This is a genomic window from Bacillus sp. ISL-46, from assembly GCF_018613205.1.
In genome coordinates this window covers 45402-65204 of sequence record NZ_JAGGQR010000051.1, presented here as the reverse complement: position 1 = coordinate 65204, position 19803 = coordinate 45402, and the positions used below count along the sequence as shown (strand labels likewise).

The window sequence follows — 19803 nt, the reverse complement described above, 5'->3', positions numbered from 1 at the left end:
ATTAATATAATAACTCTGAAATTGACTCGAGATACGATTTTGCAGAACTTTCCCAAGACCACTTCTTAGATTGAGTAATTCCCTTGTTTGAAAGACTATCAGCCATATCCTGATTATTCAAAATACTACGAATAGCCTTCGCGATTTCATTTGGTTCTAAAGGGTTAACTAATAGTCCAGCATTGCCCACAACCTCAGGAATAGCAGTTAAATTGGATGTAATAACTGGTACTCCAGAAGCCATTGCTTCTAAAGGAGGAATTCCAAAACCCTCTGCAAAAGACGGGTAAACAAATACCTTTGCAGCTTTATAAATTAAAGGCAAAAACTTGTCATCTATTGAATCTAGGATAAAAACATCCTTGTTTAATTCAAATTCATTAAGTTCCTTATAAAATTTATCAAATCCAAAATCTGGTCTACCTACTATTACAAGAGGAGGAGTTTGTTTTTCAAACTTTTTTACAATTTTCATTGCCTTCAATAAATTGATATGATTTTTCCTTGGTTCAATTCTTCCGACTGTTAGGATATAATTTTCGACACCAAATTTTTCCTTAATAACCTTTTTTGCCTGTTCAATATTAACATTATTAAATAGATTATAATTAACACCATTAGGGACAATTTTAATCTTATTTTCTTCAATTCCATATATCTCTATTAATTTGTTTTTTGAATAATTTGATACCGTGTGAATTTGGTTAGCTCTCTTTGCTGAATATCTTACCAATATTTTATTTCTAATAACTTCTGATTTTGTAAAGTATTCTGGATGAGTTTCAAATAGGATATCATGTATTGTAATAACAGATTTACAAGGGAGAAATATTGGAGAAATATATTGACTATGAAGAATATCAATTTCTCGTTCCTTTAAAAGTCCATAAGATTGATATGCTAATCTTTTAATTCTAGAATCACTTTTGTAAGTAATATACGAACTATTTCCTTCAAATGGCTTTCCATCCTCCCAAAATCCTAAAAAGTTGTAGGTATTGACCTTATCTTGTATTAAAATATTTTCATATAAATTAGCAAGATAAGTTCTGCTTCCTTGGAATTTCCCAGACAGTATATGTGCATCTACCCCGATATTAATCATTTTAGTTAACCCTTTCTAAAACTAAGAATAAGAAACTGTACAAAAAAAAATAACTTTATTTTCTGATTCTAATAAGATCAATGTTTTAATAATTAATTTAGATTAAGTACCAAACATCTAATCTATTTTTACAATGAAAGAGGTTTGGTAGCTCCAAACCTCTCATTCAACAATATAAATTACTTGAACATTTTCAAAAGTGATTTATAGCTTTAATAAATTCTACTCTTTATAATCTTAGCAGGTATCCCAGCTACTATACTATACGGTGGAATATCTTTAGTAACAACACTACCAGCCGCTACAACTGACCCCCTACCAATCCTCACACCATCTAAAATTATTGCGCCTGTCCCAATCCAACAATCATCTTCGATAAATATTCCTTTTCTTTCAACACCTTGCTCTTTTATTGGCTTTTCAGTATTAATGTATATATGATTTTCTGAAGACATACTAACATTTGGACCTAACATTACATTATTTCCTATACTAATATAACCCGCAGGACCTATATAGTTCATAGCTCCTATTGAAGAATTATTTCCAACCTTTAAGCCTTCCCCTAGTATACCCTTATAGTAACCTGATGGTCTTATCATTGCACTACGACCTATGGTTACGTTATCACCAAATGTTAATCCTTTTTTAGATAACCCTTGTATTTCGGAATAATCTTCTGCTTTAAAATTTTTCCCTACAGTTATTTTGTTAGGTTGTCTAATTTGGACTCCTTTACCGACAAGAACTAATCCAGTACTTTTTTTAAAGAAAAATTTATAAAATAAACCTTTAATTATTTTATATAAAACTGAAGGTATATTTTCAATAAAAAGCTTATCTCCATTGTTTCCTTTATAATTAAAAACCATTTAATCACCTTCGAAATTTTATTAATATAGCAAGAAAAATATGTGTATACTTTTGTTTTAAAAATAGGTATACCGAACGGCTTATTTATTTCTTCTATAATATTACATACGGCTTGATTATCAGAGCAAATTACAATTCTATCACCGTTAAAGGAGTCATAACTGGCAGAGCCTTCGCGTAAAGGCTGGATTAGAAAGAATCCCTACAATATGTCCGATTTCGGATAAACAAACATCAGTAGCTAATCCTACATAGCCTGTAACAACATCTGAAATTCTCTTGTTAATATCCTTCATTATCCAATTTAAAATAAAGGTTCAAGTTGAAATAAAATAATAATGGCACCAAACTGGAGCTAAATATAAGAAGTTTATTAAAAGGCATCTTTAGATCCAAATAATACAAGGACCGTTTTAAATATGATCTTTATATCAAAAATAAAGGAACGTTCTCGGATATATTGAAGATCCAATTCCACCATTTCGTCAAACCCTACACTGTTTCTCCCACTTACTTGCCAGAGTCCAGTACAGCCTGGTGTGACCAATAAACGCTGCTTGTCATACTCAGAATAAACAGCAACTTCTCTAGGAAGCGGTGGACGGGGACCAACCAAACTCATATCTCCTTTTAATACATTAAATAGTTGGGGTAATTCATCAATACTAGTTTTCCTGATAAACTTTCCAATTTTTGTAATCCTTGGGTCATCCTTCATTTTAAACATGGCACCAGATATTTCATTATGCTTTAACAGTTCTTGTAACTTTTCCTCCGCATTGGATATCATCGAACGAAATTTATACATTTTAAATTCTTTTCCATTCAGCCCAACTCTTTTCTGTGAAAACAGAATTGCTCCCTTTGGGTCTTCCATTCTAATTAAAATGGCAATAATAATAAAAAGAAAACCCAAAAGAAGAATTCCAATTGAAGAACCAATAATATCTATGAATCTTTTTGTTAATAAATATGTCTTTCCGTCATTAACAAGTAATTTCTGGTTTTTTAAATATGATACTTCTTGATTTGCCAAATTAGACACCCTTGACCCCTTCCTTCTCTATAGCATTACTTTTTCTTCAACTAATGAAGAAACTAGATTTTTTAAGTAATCTAGCATGTCATCATGGAGATCTTCATGCTGCAGTGCAAATTCAATCGTAGTCTTAACAAACCCAAACTTTTCACCCACGTCAAATCGTTTTCCTTCAAAGTCATAAGCAAATACTCTTTGTATTTCATTTAAACGCTGAATCGCATCCGTTAATTGGATTTCCCCACCCGCTCCTTTTTCCTGACGGTCAAGAAACATAAAGATTTCCGGGGTTAAGATGTAACGGCCCATAATTGCTAAATTAGAAGGAGCCGTTCCTTGTTTTGGTTTTTCAACGAAGTTACTTACTTGGTAACGACGTCCTTCTTGCGATGAAGGATCGATAATCCCATAACGGTGTGTTTCATTTTCAGCTACTTGTTGCACTCCAATTACTGAAGAGAAAGTTTCTTCATATTGATTAATCAATTGACGTAAGCAAGGTGTCTCACTCTGAACAATGTCATCACCTAACAGAACGGCAAAAGGTTCATTGCCAATAAAGTTGCGAGCAGACCAGACAGCATGTCCCAGTCCTTTTGGTTCCTTTTGGCGGATGTAATGGATATCTGCTAGATTCGTAGCGTACTGAACTCTTTCTAATAGATCATATTTTTCTTTCTCGATTAAATTCTGTTCAAGCTCGATCGCATTATCGAAATGGTCTTCGATCGCACGTTTACCTTTACCAGTTACAATTATAATATCCTCAATACCAGCTGCCACCGCTTCTTCCACTATGTATTGAATAGTAGGCTTATCAACAATCGGTAACATTTCTTTTGGCATCGCTTTTGTTGCCGGCAAAAATCTTGTCCCCAACCCTGCAGCTGGAATGATTGCTTTTCTTACTCTTTTCATCTTTCAAACCCCCTTATAATATTTCGCTTATCTAAAAAACCCTTTTATCAACTAAAGCACTATGGGCAAAAAAATAAATACCTAATGGAAATGCAAGTGCTTTCACACTTATTCTTTCATTAGATATTTATTGTTTTATTAAAAATCGGGCATCTAACCCGTCCTCACATCATGCTTTTGACGACATGCGTCTAAGGTCCTCTGATGGACCCACAGCACAATCGAGTGCCCCCATCGATAACGGGCAGGGAGCCTCGCCGATCAGGCACTTAAGCCTGATAAAGTTGTAAAATGATAAACTGTTAACTCTCTTCGGCTAATTTTTGTTAAAATATTTTAAAGAATTTCTTCTTTTTTATACGCTCCGGTACTTCTTTATAGACGTGACTTCCTTCAATCACAAGTTCAGCATTCTCTTGGAACAAATAAACCATGTCATTCCCGTACTTTGCTTGAATGATGTCAAAAGCTTCTCTCATTTTAAAGGTACGATTGTTTGTGTTGTGAGCATCTGATGCAATAAAGTGAGTTAAATTTGCATCAACTAATTGCAGAGAAAAGCTCTTAATCTTTTTTCCAAAATCTCCGCAAATACTAGCTGCAGTAACCTGGGTTAATGCTCCCTTTTTCACAAACTGATAAAGAAGTTCGGGACGTTCAATGATTTCCTGGTTCCGTTCCGGATGCACAATCACCGGAATAAGTCCCTTCGTCTGCAAATCATAAAACAACTTCTCCGTGTATCTCGGGACATGGCTAGACGAAAACTCTACCAATACATATTGTGTGTTATCTATTGGAAGGATTTCGCCTGTTTCATAGCCAACAACCATTTCCCCATATATCCGTGTTTCCTGACCTGGAAGAACGTTTAAATCAATCTTTTCTTCTAGTAAAACCTTGTTTAACTCTCTAACTCTATCAATAATTGTCTGTTTAGGATTTTCATAACGGTTGTTCATATGATGCGGTGTAGCAACAATCGTGTGAATTCCTTGTTCGACAGCCTTCTGCGCCATCTTGACACTTTCCGACAAATCCCTTGCCCCGTCATCAATACCAGGTAATATATGACAATGTAAATCAATCATTGGTCACACACTCTTTCCAAAATACTGTTATTTTTAGCAACATTTTTAATAGTAGCACTAGTCAAGGGAGAAATTTGTCGAAATTTGTCACTTAGAACCATAATAATAGTAATAATCATTATTTTTTACTTCTTTATTATTCAGGACGACACCAAGTAGTTTGCTTTGAGCATTTTCAAGCAATTCCTTACTCTTTTTCGCTTTTTCAATTTCTGTTTTTTCACTAAATACAACGAAAATTGAACCATCACACTGATTGGCAAGGATTTGCGGATCAGCTACTGCTAATAATGGCGGGGTATCAAAGATAATATACTCAAATTCCGCCTTTGCATCTTCAATAAATTGTTCCATCGATTTTGAACTTAACAACTCCGCAGGATTTGGTGGAATCGGTCCACTGGTCAGGATATATAAATCCCGTTCCTCTGTTTCAAGAACTGTTTTTTCAAGTGTCCTTTGCTTTGTTAATACGGTCGTAAAGCCAAATAAGTTATTCAACCCAAATGTGTGATGAACGGTCGGTTTACGAAGGTCTGCATCGACTAGCAACACCTTTTTACCAAGTTGTGCAAACGTAACCGCAAGATTCGCAGCAGTTGTAGATTTTCCTTCCCCAGGTCCTGAAGAAGTAACAAGGATTGCTCTTATTTCTTGATCAATCGAGGAGTACTGGATATTTGTTCGAATTGTTCGATATTGCTCAGAAATCGGTGACTTCGGATCGACTGCTGTGATAAGCTTACGTCTTGCATCTTTACTGACTAATTTCTTCTTTTTAAGAGCCAAGTGTCTCACCTCTTACCGTTGATTTTCTTGCTGCACGACGAGTTACTGATTCTTGCATCTTTTGGTCATCAATCGTCGCGATGACGCCTAGTATCGGAAGTCCTAAGACCTTTTCAACATCCTGTTCGTTTTTAATCGTGTTATTAAAGTACTCAAGTAAGAATGAAAGTCCGACACCGGCCATTAATCCAACAACGATCGCAATCGCGACATTTAATAATGGTCTTGGTTTAATTGGAGCAGGGTTTTCAGTAACATCTGCTTTTGCCAAGATGCTCACATTGTCAACATTCATGATATTTGCAATCTCTTTTTTGAACACTTCCGCCGTTTTGTTAGCAATTTGTGCAGCTACTTCTGCATTAGGATCCTGAACCAACAAGTTGACAACTTGGGAATCCTTTTCGCTGCCTACCGTAATCTTTTCTTTTAATTGTGCGGCTGTCATGTTTAAATCAAGCTCTTCCGAAACTTTATCTAAGATCGCCGGACTTGTAATAATTACATTATAGGTGTTAATTAATTGAAGGTTTGTTTGTACTTCACTCGTGCTATACAAAGATTGTTCTTTACTCTTTTGGTTAACGAGAATCTGTGTAGAAGCTTGGTAAGTCGGGGTTAAGAAAAAGTAACTTACAACTCCACTAACAATTGCAGCAATTAATGTTATTGACACGATTAATAGCAATCGTTTTTTCAATGTCTCGAGCAGCTCTTTTAAACTAATAGTCTCTTCCATTTCGTCCTCCTAAAATTTCGATACAAAACATTGTATATTATACCATAATTTGTTGTGTTTTGTGTTTTTTTGTCATCTAATAACCACTTAACTTATTAAACACCATTTTTACAGAAATTTGAAGTGGTAATTGCTAATTTACATAAATTTCATTTTTTAACTAGCTAAACTAATTTGAACACTTCTTTGTAAATAATTGTAGATTTAAATCGAAATTGAGCAAATTTTTATTTCCCATCTGCTATAATTAATATGCAATCTATATTTGGGGGTTTTTTTAGTTATGCAGAAATTTCTAACAGCATTATTAGGCATCGGCTTCCTTATTGTCCTCTATTTAGGTCAAACACATTGGAATCAGGAACAGCAAGCATCAGCAAAAAGTAAACCGATTAATCAGTCATCCAAAACTAAGGTAGATAACCAAAACGCGGAGGAACAGGAATTACTTAAACTCACAAGTAATTGGCCTACCAACGCTGTTGATCAATTTAAGCAATCCTTAAAAGAGGACAAACCATTTACCATTCTTTTTACTGGTTCTCCTGCGATTGGTTCTGAGACAGATGGTTCTTTTCCGCTTATTAAAGAGCAGCTAATTAAAACATTGGGCGAGCAGCATATCAACGTAGAGCTCAAAACCTTTAATTCCACTTCGACTCAATTACTTTATAACAATAAACAAGAAGAAATTGCGGCAGTTAATGCTGATTTAATTATATTTGAGCCGTTTATTCTAATGAATAATGGGGAAGTACTAATTAAAGATACCTTACAAAATACATCTAAGATTATTGATGACATCCAGGCGAACAAACCTGATACGGCCTTTATCCTGCAGCCATCCTTCCCGCTTTATAAAGCAGAAATCTACCCACGCCAGGTAGCTGAACTAAAAAAGTATGCACAGGAAAAGCAACTTACCTATCTCGACCATTGGACAGCATGGCCTGATCCAAATACTGTCGCGATGAAAGACTATCTTAAACCGGACATGAGCGCCCCAAGTGAAAAAGGCAACCAAGTGTGGAGTGAATACATAATAAAATTATTAACTAACAGCAAAAGCGAATCAGAATAATGATTCGCTTTTTTAATTCACGTGACCGTAAGGTCAAAAAGATTTCCTAGCCAAACTAACCCAATAAAAATGGAATATAGGTTATTATCTGAAAACGTTATCAACGTTAACAACACTATATAATAGAAGAAACTAGGATTTTTATCCTTTCCTACAATTAAAAAGGGCTGTCGAGTTTTACTTCGACAGTCCTTTGTTTATATATATATGATTAGACAGCCATCAAGTTTTTCAGGTCTGCTGTTAAGTCTGCGATTAGTTTTTCTAGGGTGATGCCATTCTCGTTTTTGCCCGTTTCGTATGCCCTTCTCACGATCTCTGAGAAATTTGCAACATTGGAGATTCTAGTTTCTGCTGTACGATCCACCTTTCTTTTCCTCCTTTAGTTTAATCTAATTCCCAATTCTACTAGAACAATAGCTTCTTGTAAATGTATGTCCAGTCGACTTTTGTGGAAATAATATGAAAACTATCTAATATTGTCATTATTTCAACGATTTAGAGAGGAAATTGTCCTATTAAGCAGGTTTTGGGTTGGGTGTTTTCTGCCGTTAATTTAGCAAATTATTCTAGTTTTTCACCTCTTTTCTAGTAATTCAGTCAAGATTTGTAACTTTTTTATCAAACTACTAGAAAACTATGGTAAAATTATTAAAAATGTGTAGAAAAAGAGGTGATTTGCTAGATGAAGAAAACCATTGTTCGTGCCTTATCGACAGCTGCCCTGCTTTCGACCGTTTTTGCAGGAACTGCCCTGGCCGATACATACAAGGTCCAAAAAGGCGATAGCTTATCGAAAATCGCTCAAAAATATCATACGAGTGTCAAAGAAATAAAATCAGCAAACGGATTGAAGTCGGATTTTATCTCCGTCAATCAAATGCTCAAGATTACGGTCGCTAGCAAACTGACTCAGGCTTCAAAGCCAGCCACTTACACCGTTGTAAAAGGTGATGCCTTGATTAAGATTGCCAACCGTTTTCATGTGACCGTTGGTGAACTGAAGCTGTGGAACAAGCTTGATACCACGATTATTCGTGTCGGTCAAAAGCTTACAGTGGCGGCTCCTAAACAGACACCGACCGCAGCAAAACCATCTCCGACGCCGACGACGCCAACTGCAAAGCCGAAAACAGGTGCAACCGCTCAGAAGACATCTACAGCAGCTACCAGTGTTTACACGATAAAAAGCGGCGACTATCTTGGCAAAATTGCTGGGAAACATAAAACAACGGTGAGCCATTTGAAGTCACTTAACAAACTAAAGTCCGACATGATTTATGTTGGCCAAAAACTGAAGGTTCCTGTGCAGGAGGCACCAGCGTCTCCAGGAAAACCTGTGACACCTACAACACCGAAGCCACCAGTGACAACCACGCCTGCTACTTCATTACCTGTTGTAAAGCAGACGGAAGTGACAGATTATATCGTTAAAAGCGGGGATACGCTTGGTAAAATCGCTGGCCAATATAAGATTTCAGTTAAAGATTTGAAAGCTCTTAACAAATTAACCTCCGACCGGATTAATGTAGGCCAAAAACTCAAGGTCCCTAAACTAAAAGTGACTGACACGAAGACCGAACCAACTGATAACGCGGATTTCGCCGCAAAGATGGTCGCAAGTGCCAGGAAACTAATCGGTATTCCTTATGTCTGGGGCGGCAGTACTCCGTCTGGCTTTGACTGCAGCGGGTTTGTTTATTATGCTGCCAAACAAGCAGGGATTGAAATTAGCCGTACTTCAGCTGCAGGCTTCTATGACCGCACCTATTATGTCAATACGCCAAAAGCGGGCGACATTGTTTTTTTCGAAAATACATATAAAAAAGGGATTTCCCATCTAGGAATCTACCTCGGCAACAACCAGTTCATCCATGCCAATGATTCAGGTGTGATGATTTCCAATTTGCAAAGCCCGTATTACCAGGCACACTTTGCGAGCTTTAAGCGTTTCTACTAAAAAATAGTGGTAAGACTAGTCTAAAAATTTTTGTTGGAATTTTTTTATGTTAATCGCATACTAATAAAACAATAGTCAATTATTCTAGTTTTTATCATTTTTTTTTAGGGGGGCACACGTTTAATGGAATGGTATTTAAAAGTCTTAAAGAATTATGTAGGCTTTTCAGGTAGAGCAAGACGGAAGGAATATTGGATGTTTGTTCTCTTCAATATGATCGCCATGCTTATTTTAGCCGCTATTGATGGGGTCTTAGGTACATACCCATTATTTTATGGGCTCTATTCTTTAGCCGTCCTGTTACCATCACTAGCTGTTACAATTCGCAGGCTGCATGATGCCGGCAAAAGCGGCGCATGGATTTTAATTAGCCTTGTTCCTTTGGTTGGTGCGATTGTCCTCCTTATCTTTACCTGTTCGGATAGTCAAGCTGATGACAACCAATTTGGACCAAACCCGAAAGCAACGTTCTAGTTTTTTAACCGCCTTTTTTGTTAAAAGGCGGTTTTTGTTTTGGAGGAAATCGGGAGATTTCCTTAATTAGCCCTGATTTGATACAGTATCCAAGTCTTAAGCAGAGTCTAGGTTTTCAGTGTCTGGAATTCATCTCGAAGCCAAGGGATCGGTCGCAGCCGTGCGTGAGGTATAGGGAATGAAGATTGAGATCATTTTTTTTAAATTTCCTGTCCGTCCTGTCCGTCCTGTCCGCCCTGACCGATGTGGACTCTCTGTCGATGATTCTCACTGAGGCTTCTATTGGGATCGGTGTTCAAGCCTATTCTCCATTAGCTGGGGGATGTCGATAACGCAGGAAGTAAAAGTATCAAGACGGAATAAAATGGATAACCATTCCTTAGACGATGGTTATCCATTACACTTAACTATTTTTTACTATCTCTTGCGGCTTGTTTCCTAGCTTTTTTACTTTGTGTCAGCTCGCCTCCAAATTCTGTATCTGCCTTATTACTTCCAGTATGGGGCTGATTTCGATTGTTATTTCGGTTTGTCATCGTATTTCCTCCTCTGTCATCATGCGTAGATTTTCCCTGATGTTTCAAATAAGCCACCATTTGAAGTAACGTAAGTAGGATCGTTTGCTTCCTAAAACGTAATTTTTAGCGGCTAATTTTATCGTGCTTTTTTATCATGAGATTTATTCCATAAATAATAGGATTTTCAAAGAATAAATAGCTGACAAAAAACGCTTGGAAATTCCAAGCGTTTTTATGTGTTAATTTTTGTAGTTAATATAAAAGCAAATTCATATGCTACTTTTTCATGTGAATTGATTTGTTGGAAATCTACCTACAACTACTTCAGTATCATAGATACTTCTCCATTCGAATATCCGTCCACATTTTACCATGGCAATATGTAAATTTTTCGATCCGGCCGATCTCTTTGTAGCCTAACTTCTGATAGAGTTTTTGTGCTTGTTTGTTAAATTCAAAAACGCCTAATTCAATCCGCTTCAGCCCTTGCTTCTTAATCTGTTCCTCCATATATTGAATGGCATCATAACCAATCCCTTTGCCTCGTCCTTCGGATTCACCAATAGTGATTCCGATCCAGGCGGTCCCAGGCTCTTTTTTGTAGAGATAGTTTGGATCGACCACATAGTTCATTTCACCGATTAACTGGTCATTGAGATAGATAAGATAGATGTGATGGTCTTCCAAGCGTTTTGTTAAGTCCTCCAGGGACATTTCTTCACGACGTTCCATTTCTGATTGGTTTTGGTTCGGGCGAGTCAACGGAATTAATGCAGGGTCGTTTTCCCAACGATTAAACACCTCTACGATGTTTGAGGTAGGTTCAGTTAATTTTATAAAATTAGTGGTCATTGTGCTCTCCTCTCTAATACAATTACATTAAAGCTCTCGTAAATCTTGAGATAATCGAACCATATCTCTACAATGTATCCCATTTTCAAAAATCTCTTCCGGGTAGTGCTTAATAAAAAAGTCGATATCGACATCCGTTATTCTAAAACCACATTTTTGATAAAGAGCCAATTGCCCTATGCTGGAATTTCCAGTACCGACCTCTATGGTTTTGTATCCTTTTTGCTTGGCTGTTTGAATCGCACTCATTATTAATTGTTTTCCAATGCCCCTCCCTTGCTGGTTTTCCGCAACTGCTATATTCACCAATTCCACAGTTTCAGGTCTCGTCGGCAGGAGCACATACACCCCAATAATATGATTATCACTCTCAGCTACATAGCATTCTCCCCTATGCAGATATTCCTCAACAAGTGTTGGAGAAGGATCAGCTAATAACAACAATTCTATTGGAGGTTCTTCTTTTATTTTTAGTTTCCGGATATCCATATTACTACCTCTATAAATTGGATTTTCTCTCATTTTATCATTGCTTCTTCAACTCAAGATTTAGAATAATTTCCTATTATCCTCGTTGCTGAATAAGATAAAACGACTATTCCTCCCCTGGCTGATAAAAATAGGGTCCACAAAAGTATTCATGCGTCAGGATATAGGTCCATGTAAAATCTTTATCCACTACATAGACATCATCTATATAACCGTCCATTTCATTTATGATGTCTTTACTTTCTTTGTAGTAATATCGAGTGGTTAGTATGACTATGATTAATCCAATGAAAGAAACTAGAAGCCAGAGCAAGGGATTCACCTCTTTTTACAGAAATAAGATGGTGTTAGGATATGGTAGTTGAAATAGCATCTTCCTTTTCAGGATACATGATATAGTTTGACTTAGTTAGCGATTTTTCAAAAAAACCATAAAATGAGGTGTATTTTAGTTGAAAGTGATTGAAACAGAACGGTTGATCCTTCGCTGGTTAACACCCGAGGATGCCGCGTTTATTCTCGAGCTTTTGAATGATCCTTCTTGGATACGGTTCATCGGTGATCGAGGGGTGCGGACGTTAGAAGATGCTCGGAACTACATTGTAACGGGACCGATGGAGATGTACTCCCGGCTGGGCTTTGGTCTATATTTGACGGAGCTAAAGGATGCGGAGAGGACTCCGGTTGGGATTTGCGGATTGATTAAACGCGATTCTTTAGAGGATGTCGATCTTGGCTTTGCTTTTTTAACAAGGTTTCAAGCGAAGGGTTATGGCTTTGAGGCCGCTTCGGCCACGCTCGTCCATGGAAGGGAACAACTCGGTCTGAAGCGGATAGTGGCTATTACATCAAAGGATAATGATGGCTCATCGAGGCTGCTTGAAAAGGTCGGAATGAAATTTGAACGAATGATTGTGCTCGCTCATGATCCGGAGGAGCTTAAGTTGTTTGGGGTTGAATTTTAAATAGAGGTAGCTTCAGGGAATGCCAAACTGGTAACTGACACCAGACTTCTGGTTACAGTTTACCCCCAAAAATACGTTTGTGGGAATCAGACTCCTTGTTCTACAAGCTATTCTACAAAGACAACCGGGTGCAACGGCACCGAAAGGTGCTAATGTCATTCCCACATATAAGACCTGTTATTTAACCGCCTTTTACGAAAGGGTGGTTTTTGTTTTTGAGGAAATCGTGAGATTTCCTTAGCAGTATCAAAGATTGATACACACGAACGCTTCGATTACGGTCTCTACGTTGTCTGATTCTCGGATTCATCTCGGAGCCAAGGAAAGGTCGCAACCAAGAACGAGGAATAGGGACCGAAGACCCGAGTTCATTTTTATAAAAGTTACCTTTTTTAATAAAAACCCTGCTATTTATTTATGTGATACAATTTTTATCGGCCACTTTCAGGATTTATCTGCCGCTTTGAGCATTTTATCGGCCACTTGCCTTTTTCCACTGCCAAACCTCTTACAAATACCCCATTTCAAAAAAGACCCACCAATGTAGTACATCTTTAAAAATATTCTGGTTCCGTCCATTTGTGAATCCAAGTGACAATTTCCTCAAAGGATACATCTGGCTGTTCTGGATCCACGATTTGAACGCAAAAATCCTCTGCCCTTTTCAGATGGACAATTAACCGATATTTATTTTGTCTTAGAAACATATACAAACTAGCAAAAGCAGTTCGCTTATTTGCATTATGAAAACAATGATTTTTTAATAAACTTTCAAATAGGGCTGCTGCCTTTTCATAAATGGCAGGATAGGCATCTTCCCCAAATGGGCTCTGTTTCGGACGATTAACTGCGCTACTTAAAAGCCCCTTATCTTTCACACCTAGTGGTTCTTTTGGTGAATACAATCTTATTTGGTGAGTATTCAGAAACATTACTTGATGATCTGTTAAATATTTTACTTCGTCCATGATTACCTACCTATCAACCAAGTTTTTAAAGGTTTGGTCGTATTCATTAATCATATCGTTCATTTGCTCCAAGAATTGACGAGTTTTGTCCGTTTTGAAAGATCCTTCTTGGATACGATTCATCAGGGATAACGGTTTGAGAAGTTTAGAGGATGCTCGGAACACATAAAATTATATCAATATAATTTTGTAATGAAATTGTAATTTGGCTGTGATGTCTCTGTTACACCTTCCTAGTATATTAAAACTAACAAATCACACTAGGAGGTAACAATCATGCTAAAGAAATTCATCGTAGCATTTGTCATTATCGTTTCTTGCGGCTCTTTGTTTGCTAACATGGGTGATAAAGCGGAAGCAGCATATTATAATTCAAAAGCAGTTTCGGTTGCAAAGTCTAATTTAGGAGTACCTTATCGTTGGGGCGGAATATCACAAAGTGGCTTTGATTGTTCAGGACTTGTTAAATATTCATATGCAAAAGCTGGAAGAACGCTAAACCGAACCGCCGCTCAAATGTTCTATGGAAACGGATATCGTATCTATAATTATATACAGCCAGGTGATTTAATGTTCTTTGCTCCAACCAAGGCAAGTCAGCCGACACATGTTGCGATGTATATCGGGAATGGTAAAATGATTATGTCTTCTTCTTCAAAAGGAGTCATGATTACAAGCACAAACAACCCCTATTGGCATCCAAGATATGTTGGAACAAAACGCGTTTAACGACCATCTAGGAAGTTAAATATATATAAGTATTAAATTTAAAAGCCTGTATCGATAATAACTAAGTTATCATCGATACAGGCTTTTTCTTTTTTAAACTAAACTGCCCCTTATATACAGTATCAGAAAAAAAGCGTTGACGTGATGCACCCTTTATCATTGTTTATATGTATCCGATAAACAGTAGTTTTCGAGAAATCTAGCACAAGGTACATCATTTAAGACATATATACCTTAATGACCTTAAAATACTGATACATATAATAAACATATTGAAAACATTAATTTTTAATTGGTTACCTATATATATAATCAGATTATTTAGGTACAAAGATGATATTGAATTTTCAGAAAGCAAATCCTACTAAAGGGACAGTGCACCGCCTTTCTGATATATATTCACAGTTAAGTGGGAGTTTACGGCAAGAACTTTATAGGAAGTATTTTTTCAATGAAATTGCATAAAAACAATGCCCTTAAAAAGCATAGCTTTTTTTATTATAAATTTTATCATATTCTTCTTCAACTACCTGCCCCGTTTGTTTACCAAGAAAATCAACACCATAATTTAACAGGGCCAAATAAAAAGAAAAACTCGTCTTTTTAGGAAAGGCGAGATTCTTGGTTTTCTTGTCTAATTGATCTATACAATGTGGCTTTTGATACTCCTGTCATTTCTTCAATTTCTTTTACGGTGTATTGTTTACTATTGTATAGCTTAATGGCTTTTTCAACTTTCTTATTGTCCGCTTTAAGTGTCCCGCCTTTTCTTCCTCTTGCTCTTGCACTCTCTAATCCTGCTTTAGTTCGTTCAACTATTAAATCCCGCTCCATTTCTGAACGCTCATAATGTTTCTATAATATGAACTTAAAGGGAAAATAAAAGGCTATGTTAAAGTTTAAGATTGATTTTGAATAAACCATAATTACACATTAAAAAGGAGTTTGGAAATGTATCTCCAGCTCCTTTATTTTACTCCACGTTTTTCACTAAAGCACCCGTTACTTTAAGTGAAACACATCACAAAATAAATGCACTCTGTAAAGCAAGATTGTTTCCAATATATATGTAGTTATTGCAATGTATTATGAATTCATCGTTTTTTTCACTTACTTATTATTTCAGATAAAAAAATAATTAGAAATTTGATTTTATTATTCAAGATTCACTTGGTTTGTCTTCGAATATTTCCTTTCGGTCCATAAAAAAACATTTGTAATGAACTTTGCACAAACAATAACCAAAACATAGCCTAAAAATACGTGTATGTAGTTAGTCTTTCCGTATATTCTATGTAAATCCATTGAAACGAAAATCGGATTCATTAAAAATGCAAAATTTAATGCAGTTATACCAGAGAAGATATAATAATTTTTGTTATGATTTAGTGTCCATTGGTACACCAACATAAACGTAACAGGAATAATACTGGAGTCTATTGCAAAACCTGGAATCAATGGTATTAATGGAAATGGGTGATTCCAAAAACCCAGCTCTCTAGCGAATGTATCAATATAAAAAGCTAACATATGAACGCAAAGTCCATAAAATCCAATATGAAAGATTTTATTTTTATCAATTTTAAAAAACAGAACAATGAGGGGAGCAATAAACAGAGCTACTACCATCCAGTATTCGAAGGAAGTATATACGGAATAATCTATCCAATAATCAATTAAATCCTTACGAGCCTCTTTAATCGATTTTGCAATTTTATCAAATTGTTCTATCCGATTATCTTCCAATGAAACCATCCTTTTTAATTTATTCCTTGTACAAAATTTTCTAATTTATTCCCTAAATAATCTTCCTATTTTTGCGTCTGTTTATGTACAGAGATAAAATTCTCTCTTGAAAGTTTATTCTTCAACTAAACTGCCACGTTAGCTTAAGTATAATTGTTCACAATCTACTTGTTTTGTATATTAATATTTGATTATTTCACATAGTATATAACGCTTTCCAATAGCTAAAAATAAAATACAAAATTAAAGGGGTAAAGATAAATGCGGCAATTTATAGAAAATTTAGACTTAGGAGCAAAGGGACTGTGGTTTCCTGTTGCAGCAAGTGTTTTATTTGCTATAACAGCCCTTATAATCCCCAAAAAGAACATTTCCTGGAGGGAAATCTATATTACATTTGGGGTAGTAGGGTTTGTTACTTGGTTTAGCGATGGTCTACTTGCCAGGGGTTTCGATCTTTATGATATAGGGGATCCGAATAAAGCTGGACTTGGAGATATTCTCAGTTATACCTTTATACCAACCTCACTTGCAATACTTTATTTAAACTTCCTTACAAAGGATAATAAATGGAAATTGACAATCGGTTTCACTTTAATATCACTTTTAATAGAATTTGGGATGGTCTATGTTGGGTATATGAAATTTAAAGGATGGAATTGGTTAATTTCAATAATTGTGTTTCTTATTGCTTTCGGTCTTATACTACCAATTCATATTAGGTTAATTAGAAATACTATTGTCTAGATAGAATCTGCATACTTCTAACAAATTTACAAATAATACCTCTAATTGCATACATTTGAGGTGAAAGATTTGTATCGTAAATCAATTGATAATAAGTTGCTTTGGCTTATTTTTATGGGGATAGGAAGTGCAATCCTATCCAGTATCTTTAGCGGTATTATTATTACTTTATCTTTAAAAGGCCTGAAGCAATCGTCAAAAACCCAATCTAAAGGTGAAGTTGTTAATCTTGACAGTAGGGTGAGAAGGGGCTATTAATTTAGCCTTTTATGACGCCCTTTGGGTCAAATATGACATAAAAGAGTACAATATTTCACATTCTTGCTCTCTATGATGTGGTAGCGTCAGGAAAATGTACATCGTTAAATATAAAAAGCCCAGCTAGATCGTTGAAATGAAATGGTGCTTTCAAGTTGCTGATGAAAATAAATCTTTCGTTTTTGGGATTTGCTAAGGTGCTTCATGAATGCTTCTTCCCACTGTTTCCGAAGATCGTTCTTTTTGTTTTTGAATTCTCACATTCTAATTTCTTATTAAATCAGTGAAAGACGAATTTCTTAAACTATCAATTTGTTTCTGTCATTCTAAATTATAAGGGAGTTAATTTCATAGGAGATAACTATAGATTCCTCTTAAACAATATCCCCGCTTGTTCTGCCATCACACGAGATGGAATTGTCATTCCATTCTTAAGCCACCATCCAACTAACCCTACGAAAGCTGAACTGAAAAATTGTACAAAAATTTTTTAAAAAAGGACATACTGTCAGTGACATATTACTGTTGATGACAGTATACTGTTATTAACAGTAAAGTGTTGCCGAAAAAATTTTACATTCAAAATAGGGGGTTATATATTTCATGAAACATACAGGGAGACATACAGGTGCATTTCTTCTGCTGTTTTTAACAGAGGGAGATAGCTATGGAGGGAAACTTCTGCAGAAATGTGAAGAAGAGCTTCCCATCAATCCAATTGATAGTGCCATTCTTTATCGCACATTAAAAACATTAGAGAAAGAAGGTGCTGTTGAGTCTTATTTGGACACATCTGATCAAGATAAGCTGATAAAAATGTACAAAATTACTACAGTTGGAAAAAGAAAATTAGAAGATTTTCAAATAGATATCGAAGAAAAAATGAAGAACTTATCATTTTTCTTAAATAAATACAAAGAATGGAAGGAGTCTAATCATGATTAATGGTGCTATCCTTTACGCTATGGCTATTATTCTTCTCAGTATTTCTTTTATAAAAGATCGAAATAAAACAAGAGATGCTCTATTAAAGTCATGGAAAAGCTTTCGTAATATTATACCTGACATGCTATCAATTATGCTTTTCGTTGGACTATCACTATCTATATTAACTCCATCCTTAATTTCTTCAATCATTGGAGATAAATCTGGATTGACAGGTATTGTTTACTCAGCATTAATTGGATCTATTGCACTAGTTCCAAGCTTTGTTGTATTTCCTCTTGGACATACATTAGTCCAAAATGGTGCAGGACTCCCTCAAGTAGCTGTATTAATGTCTACATTAATGTCAGTAGGAATCACAACTTTACCTATGGAACAAAAGATATTTGGGCGAAGTTTTGCCTATTCTCGCAATGCGTCTGCACTGTTAATGTCTCTACTATTTTCATATATTATTTGGGTGGTGATGGGATGAATGAATTAAAAAGATATCGTTTCTTTTTCATTTTATTATTTGGGCTCATTATCCTTACTTTTATTAACCAATCGGTGGGATGGAACGCGTTTCAATTAACAGGAAAAAGTATTTTAGATATGCTGTTTCTACTCCCTCCTGTCTTAATCTTCGTAGGTTTGCTTGACAAATGGGTGGAGAAAGAAACACTAATTAGATATATGGGGAGGAAATCCGGCATCTATGGCATTTTGTTCTCCCTATTATTAGGAGTTATTGCAGCTGGTCCCCTCTACGTAGCTTTTCCAATTGCGGCACTTTTATTAGAAAAAGGAGCAAGCATACGCTATATTGTATTTTTTTTAGGAGTTTGGACAACTGCAAAATTACCGGTTATTGTATATGAATTTGCTTCATTTGGAGTTAAATTTACACTCATTCACATTTGTTTTGGTTTGTTATTTTTCTATTTAATGGGTATTATTTTTGAGAAATTTTATAAGCATCGACAATTGTTAAAGTTTGATATAACTAAAGACGTTTAGATTTAGATCGATAAACTTCGTGGCATCTTTTCGTAAGAACATTTCCGAAAATTGCCTAGAAACTTAGTTTATGGCCCTTATTAAGCCCCAAAAGCAACAAAGTTTACGAAAAGAGCCTTACTAAAAAAGGGGGGGTGATTCCATTTCAAGGGGTTTCGTGCAACTTCCAAAGGGTTTTGTGCCATTTCAACAGGGTTTTGTGCCATTTCAACATGGTTTTGTGCAATTTCTAACGGGTTTTGTACAAAAATCTATGGGTTTTGTACGAAAATCTAGGTGTTTTGTACAATTAGACAATATTTGGAAATATATTCACCCGAATATGGGACTCCCTATCGAATCAAATGAAAAAAATTTCGGTGCGATTACGGATTTTTTTGAACAAACGGGAACTTGTGCAATTTGTTTAGAAAGGATTAGAGCTATAATCCCATTAATAAATAACTGCATATTAAAGAGGGGGTTCAATAGAAAATACCTACACTTCAAATGTAGGTATTTTCTATGTTTTTAGCCAT

Annotated in this window: 24 protein-coding genes and 1 pseudogene; 9 read left to right on the top strand and 16 right to left on the bottom strand. The window is 35.7% G+C overall.

The window, feature by feature from the left end:
- Position 1: 1 nt before the first annotated feature.
- The 7 genes from J7E67_RS23760 to J7E67_RS23730 all read right to left on the bottom strand — a co-directional run bounded on the left by J7E67_RS23760 (position 2) and on the right by J7E67_RS23730 (position 6554).
- A complete protein-coding gene (locus tag J7E67_RS23760) occupies positions 2 to 1105 on the bottom strand; it encodes a glycosyltransferase family 4 protein (protein ID WP_214732953.1) in 1104 nt (367 codons plus the stop codon).
- A gap of 212 nt (positions 1106 to 1317) precedes the next feature.
- Positions 1318 to 1977 (bottom strand): acyltransferase, encoded by a 660-nt coding sequence (locus J7E67_RS31500; protein ID WP_251026951.1) that lies wholly within the window; start codon positions 1975 to 1977, stop codon positions 1318 to 1320.
- A 374-nt stretch (positions 1978 to 2351) separates the two neighbouring features.
- Positions 2352 to 3014: a sugar transferase gene (locus J7E67_RS23750; protein ID WP_214732979.1), complete on the bottom strand. Its 663-nt coding sequence runs from the start codon at positions 3012 to 3014 to the stop codon at positions 2352 to 2354.
- Positions 3015 to 3041: 27 nt separating this feature from the next.
- Complete coding sequence (gene galU, locus J7E67_RS23745) at positions 3042 to 3935, bottom strand: UTP--glucose-1-phosphate uridylyltransferase GalU (protein ID WP_214732951.1); 894 nt, start codon at positions 3933 to 3935, stop codon at positions 3042 to 3044.
- Positions 3936 to 4261: 326 nt separating this feature from the next.
- Positions 4262 to 5026 carry a tyrosine-protein phosphatase gene (locus tag J7E67_RS23740; RefSeq protein WP_214732950.1) on the bottom strand — a complete coding sequence of 255 codons (765 nt, stop codon included), beginning with the start codon at positions 5024 to 5026 and terminating at the stop codon, positions 4262 to 4264.
- Positions 5027 to 5113: 87 nt separating this feature from the next.
- Positions 5114 to 5815, bottom strand: a complete 702-nt coding sequence (locus tag J7E67_RS23735) for a CpsD/CapB family tyrosine-protein kinase (protein WP_214732949.1) — start codon at positions 5813 to 5815, stop codon at positions 5114 to 5116.
- Positions 5805 to 6554: a YveK family protein gene (locus J7E67_RS23730; protein WP_214732948.1), complete on the bottom strand. Its 750-nt coding sequence runs from the start codon at positions 6552 to 6554 to the stop codon at positions 5805 to 5807. Before J7E67_RS23730 ends, J7E67_RS23735 begins: the two co-directional genes overlap by 11 nt.
- A gap of 283 nt (positions 6555 to 6837) precedes the next feature.
- On the opposite strand from J7E67_RS23730, the gene J7E67_RS23725 reads away from it, so the two are divergent.
- Positions 6838 to 7635 carry an SGNH/GDSL hydrolase family protein gene (locus J7E67_RS23725; RefSeq protein WP_214732947.1) on the top strand — a complete coding sequence of 266 codons (798 nt, stop codon included), beginning with the start codon at positions 6838 to 6840 and terminating at the stop codon, positions 7633 to 7635.
- 211 nt (positions 7636 to 7846) lie between these two features.
- Here J7E67_RS23725 and J7E67_RS23720 read toward each other — a convergent pair whose 3' ends face one another.
- A complete protein-coding gene (locus J7E67_RS23720) occupies positions 7847 to 8002 on the bottom strand; it encodes a YwzD family small protein (protein WP_214732946.1) in 156 nt (51 codons plus the stop codon).
- A gap of 318 nt (positions 8003 to 8320) precedes the next feature.
- On the opposite strand from J7E67_RS23720, the gene J7E67_RS23715 reads away from it, so the two are divergent.
- Both J7E67_RS23715 and J7E67_RS23710 read left to right on the top strand, forming a co-directional pair.
- A complete protein-coding gene (locus J7E67_RS23715; protein ID WP_214732945.1) occupies positions 8321 to 9595 on the top strand; it encodes a C40 family peptidase in 1275 nt (424 codons plus the stop codon).
- A gap of 123 nt (positions 9596 to 9718) precedes the next feature.
- Entirely contained in the window at positions 9719 to 10069 is a 351-nt protein-coding gene (locus J7E67_RS23710) for a DUF805 domain-containing protein (RefSeq protein ID WP_214732944.1), read from the top strand.
- A gap of 407 nt (positions 10070 to 10476) precedes the next feature.
- Here J7E67_RS23710 and J7E67_RS31930 read toward each other — a convergent pair whose 3' ends face one another.
- From J7E67_RS31930 to J7E67_RS23695, 4 genes and pseudogenes are all read right to left on the bottom strand, one after another.
- Positions 10477 to 10605 (bottom strand): hypothetical protein, encoded by a 129-nt coding sequence (locus J7E67_RS31930; protein ID WP_285290454.1) that lies wholly within the window; start codon positions 10603 to 10605, stop codon positions 10477 to 10479.
- A gap of 312 nt (positions 10606 to 10917) precedes the next feature.
- Positions 10918 to 11439 carry a GNAT family N-acetyltransferase gene (locus J7E67_RS23705; RefSeq protein ID WP_214732943.1) on the bottom strand — a complete coding sequence of 174 codons (522 nt, stop codon included), beginning with the start codon at positions 11437 to 11439 and terminating at the stop codon, positions 10918 to 10920.
- A 27-nt stretch (positions 11440 to 11466) separates the two neighbouring features.
- A complete protein-coding gene (locus J7E67_RS23700) occupies positions 11467 to 11928 on the bottom strand; it encodes a GNAT family N-acetyltransferase (RefSeq protein WP_214711866.1) in 462 nt (153 codons plus the stop codon).
- 106 nt (positions 11929 to 12034) lie between these two features.
- Positions 12035 to 12163, bottom strand: a pseudogene (locus J7E67_RS23695) (DUF4275 family protein); the annotation flags it as partial.
- A gap of 217 nt (positions 12164 to 12380) precedes the next feature.
- Between J7E67_RS23695 and J7E67_RS23690 the strand changes: the two are divergent.
- The gene (locus J7E67_RS23690) at positions 12381 to 12893 is read left to right on the top strand and encodes a GNAT family N-acetyltransferase (RefSeq protein WP_214732942.1); all 513 of its coding nucleotides are present in this window, start codon (positions 12381 to 12383) and stop codon (positions 12891 to 12893) included.
- A 554-nt stretch (positions 12894 to 13447) separates the two neighbouring features.
- Here the strand turns inward: J7E67_RS23690 and J7E67_RS23685 are convergent.
- Positions 13448 to 13861: a type II toxin-antitoxin system death-on-curing family toxin gene (locus J7E67_RS23685; RefSeq protein WP_214732941.1), complete on the bottom strand. Its 414-nt coding sequence runs from the start codon at positions 13859 to 13861 to the stop codon at positions 13448 to 13450.
- A 276-nt stretch (positions 13862 to 14137) separates the two neighbouring features.
- Here J7E67_RS23685 and J7E67_RS23680 point away from each other — a divergent pair, with 276 nt between their 5' ends.
- A complete protein-coding gene (locus J7E67_RS23680; protein WP_214732940.1) occupies positions 14138 to 14590 on the top strand; it encodes a C40 family peptidase in 453 nt (150 codons plus the stop codon).
- 603 nt (positions 14591 to 15193) lie between these two features.
- Here J7E67_RS23680 and J7E67_RS23675 read toward each other — a convergent pair.
- Positions 15194 to 15424 carry a helix-turn-helix domain-containing protein gene (locus J7E67_RS23675; protein WP_214732939.1) on the bottom strand — a complete coding sequence of 77 codons (231 nt, stop codon included), beginning with the start codon at positions 15422 to 15424 and terminating at the stop codon, positions 15194 to 15196.
- A gap of 321 nt (positions 15425 to 15745) precedes the next feature.
- On the bottom strand, positions 15746 to 16336 hold the full coding sequence (locus J7E67_RS23670) for a hypothetical protein (protein ID WP_214732938.1): 591 nt from the start codon (positions 16334 to 16336) through the stop codon (positions 15746 to 15748).
- 261 nt (positions 16337 to 16597) lie between these two features.
- Between J7E67_RS23670 and J7E67_RS23665 the strand changes: the two genes are divergently transcribed.
- Positions 16598 to 17083 (top strand): hypothetical protein, encoded by a 486-nt coding sequence (locus J7E67_RS23665; protein WP_214732937.1) that lies wholly within the window; start codon positions 16598 to 16600, stop codon positions 17081 to 17083.
- 619 nt (positions 17084 to 17702) lie between these two features.
- Here J7E67_RS23665 and J7E67_RS31925 read toward each other — a convergent pair.
- A complete protein-coding gene (locus J7E67_RS31925; RefSeq protein ID WP_214732977.1) occupies positions 17703 to 17828 on the bottom strand; it encodes a TetR-like C-terminal domain-containing protein in 126 nt (41 codons plus the stop codon).
- Positions 17829 to 17944: 116 nt separating this feature from the next.
- Between J7E67_RS31925 and J7E67_RS23655 the strand changes: the two genes are divergently transcribed.
- Genes J7E67_RS23655 through J7E67_RS23645 form a run of 3 tightly spaced genes read left to right on the top strand, consistent with a single transcriptional unit; the run spans position 17945 to position 19285 of the window.
- Positions 17945 to 18286, top strand: coding sequence for a PadR family transcriptional regulator (locus J7E67_RS23655; RefSeq protein ID WP_214732936.1), 342 nt, complete (start codon positions 17945 to 17947; stop codon positions 18284 to 18286).
- The gene (locus J7E67_RS23650) at positions 18279 to 18761 is read left to right on the top strand and encodes a hypothetical protein (RefSeq protein WP_214732935.1); all 483 of its coding nucleotides are present in this window, start codon (positions 18279 to 18281) and stop codon (positions 18759 to 18761) included. The genes J7E67_RS23655 and J7E67_RS23650 overlap by 8 nt, the downstream gene beginning before the upstream one ends.
- Positions 18758 to 19285, top strand: coding sequence for a permease (locus J7E67_RS23645; RefSeq protein WP_214732934.1), 528 nt, complete (start codon positions 18758 to 18760; stop codon positions 19283 to 19285). The genes J7E67_RS23650 and J7E67_RS23645 overlap by 4 nt, the downstream gene beginning before the upstream one ends.
- Positions 19286 to 19803 lie beyond the last annotated feature (518 nt).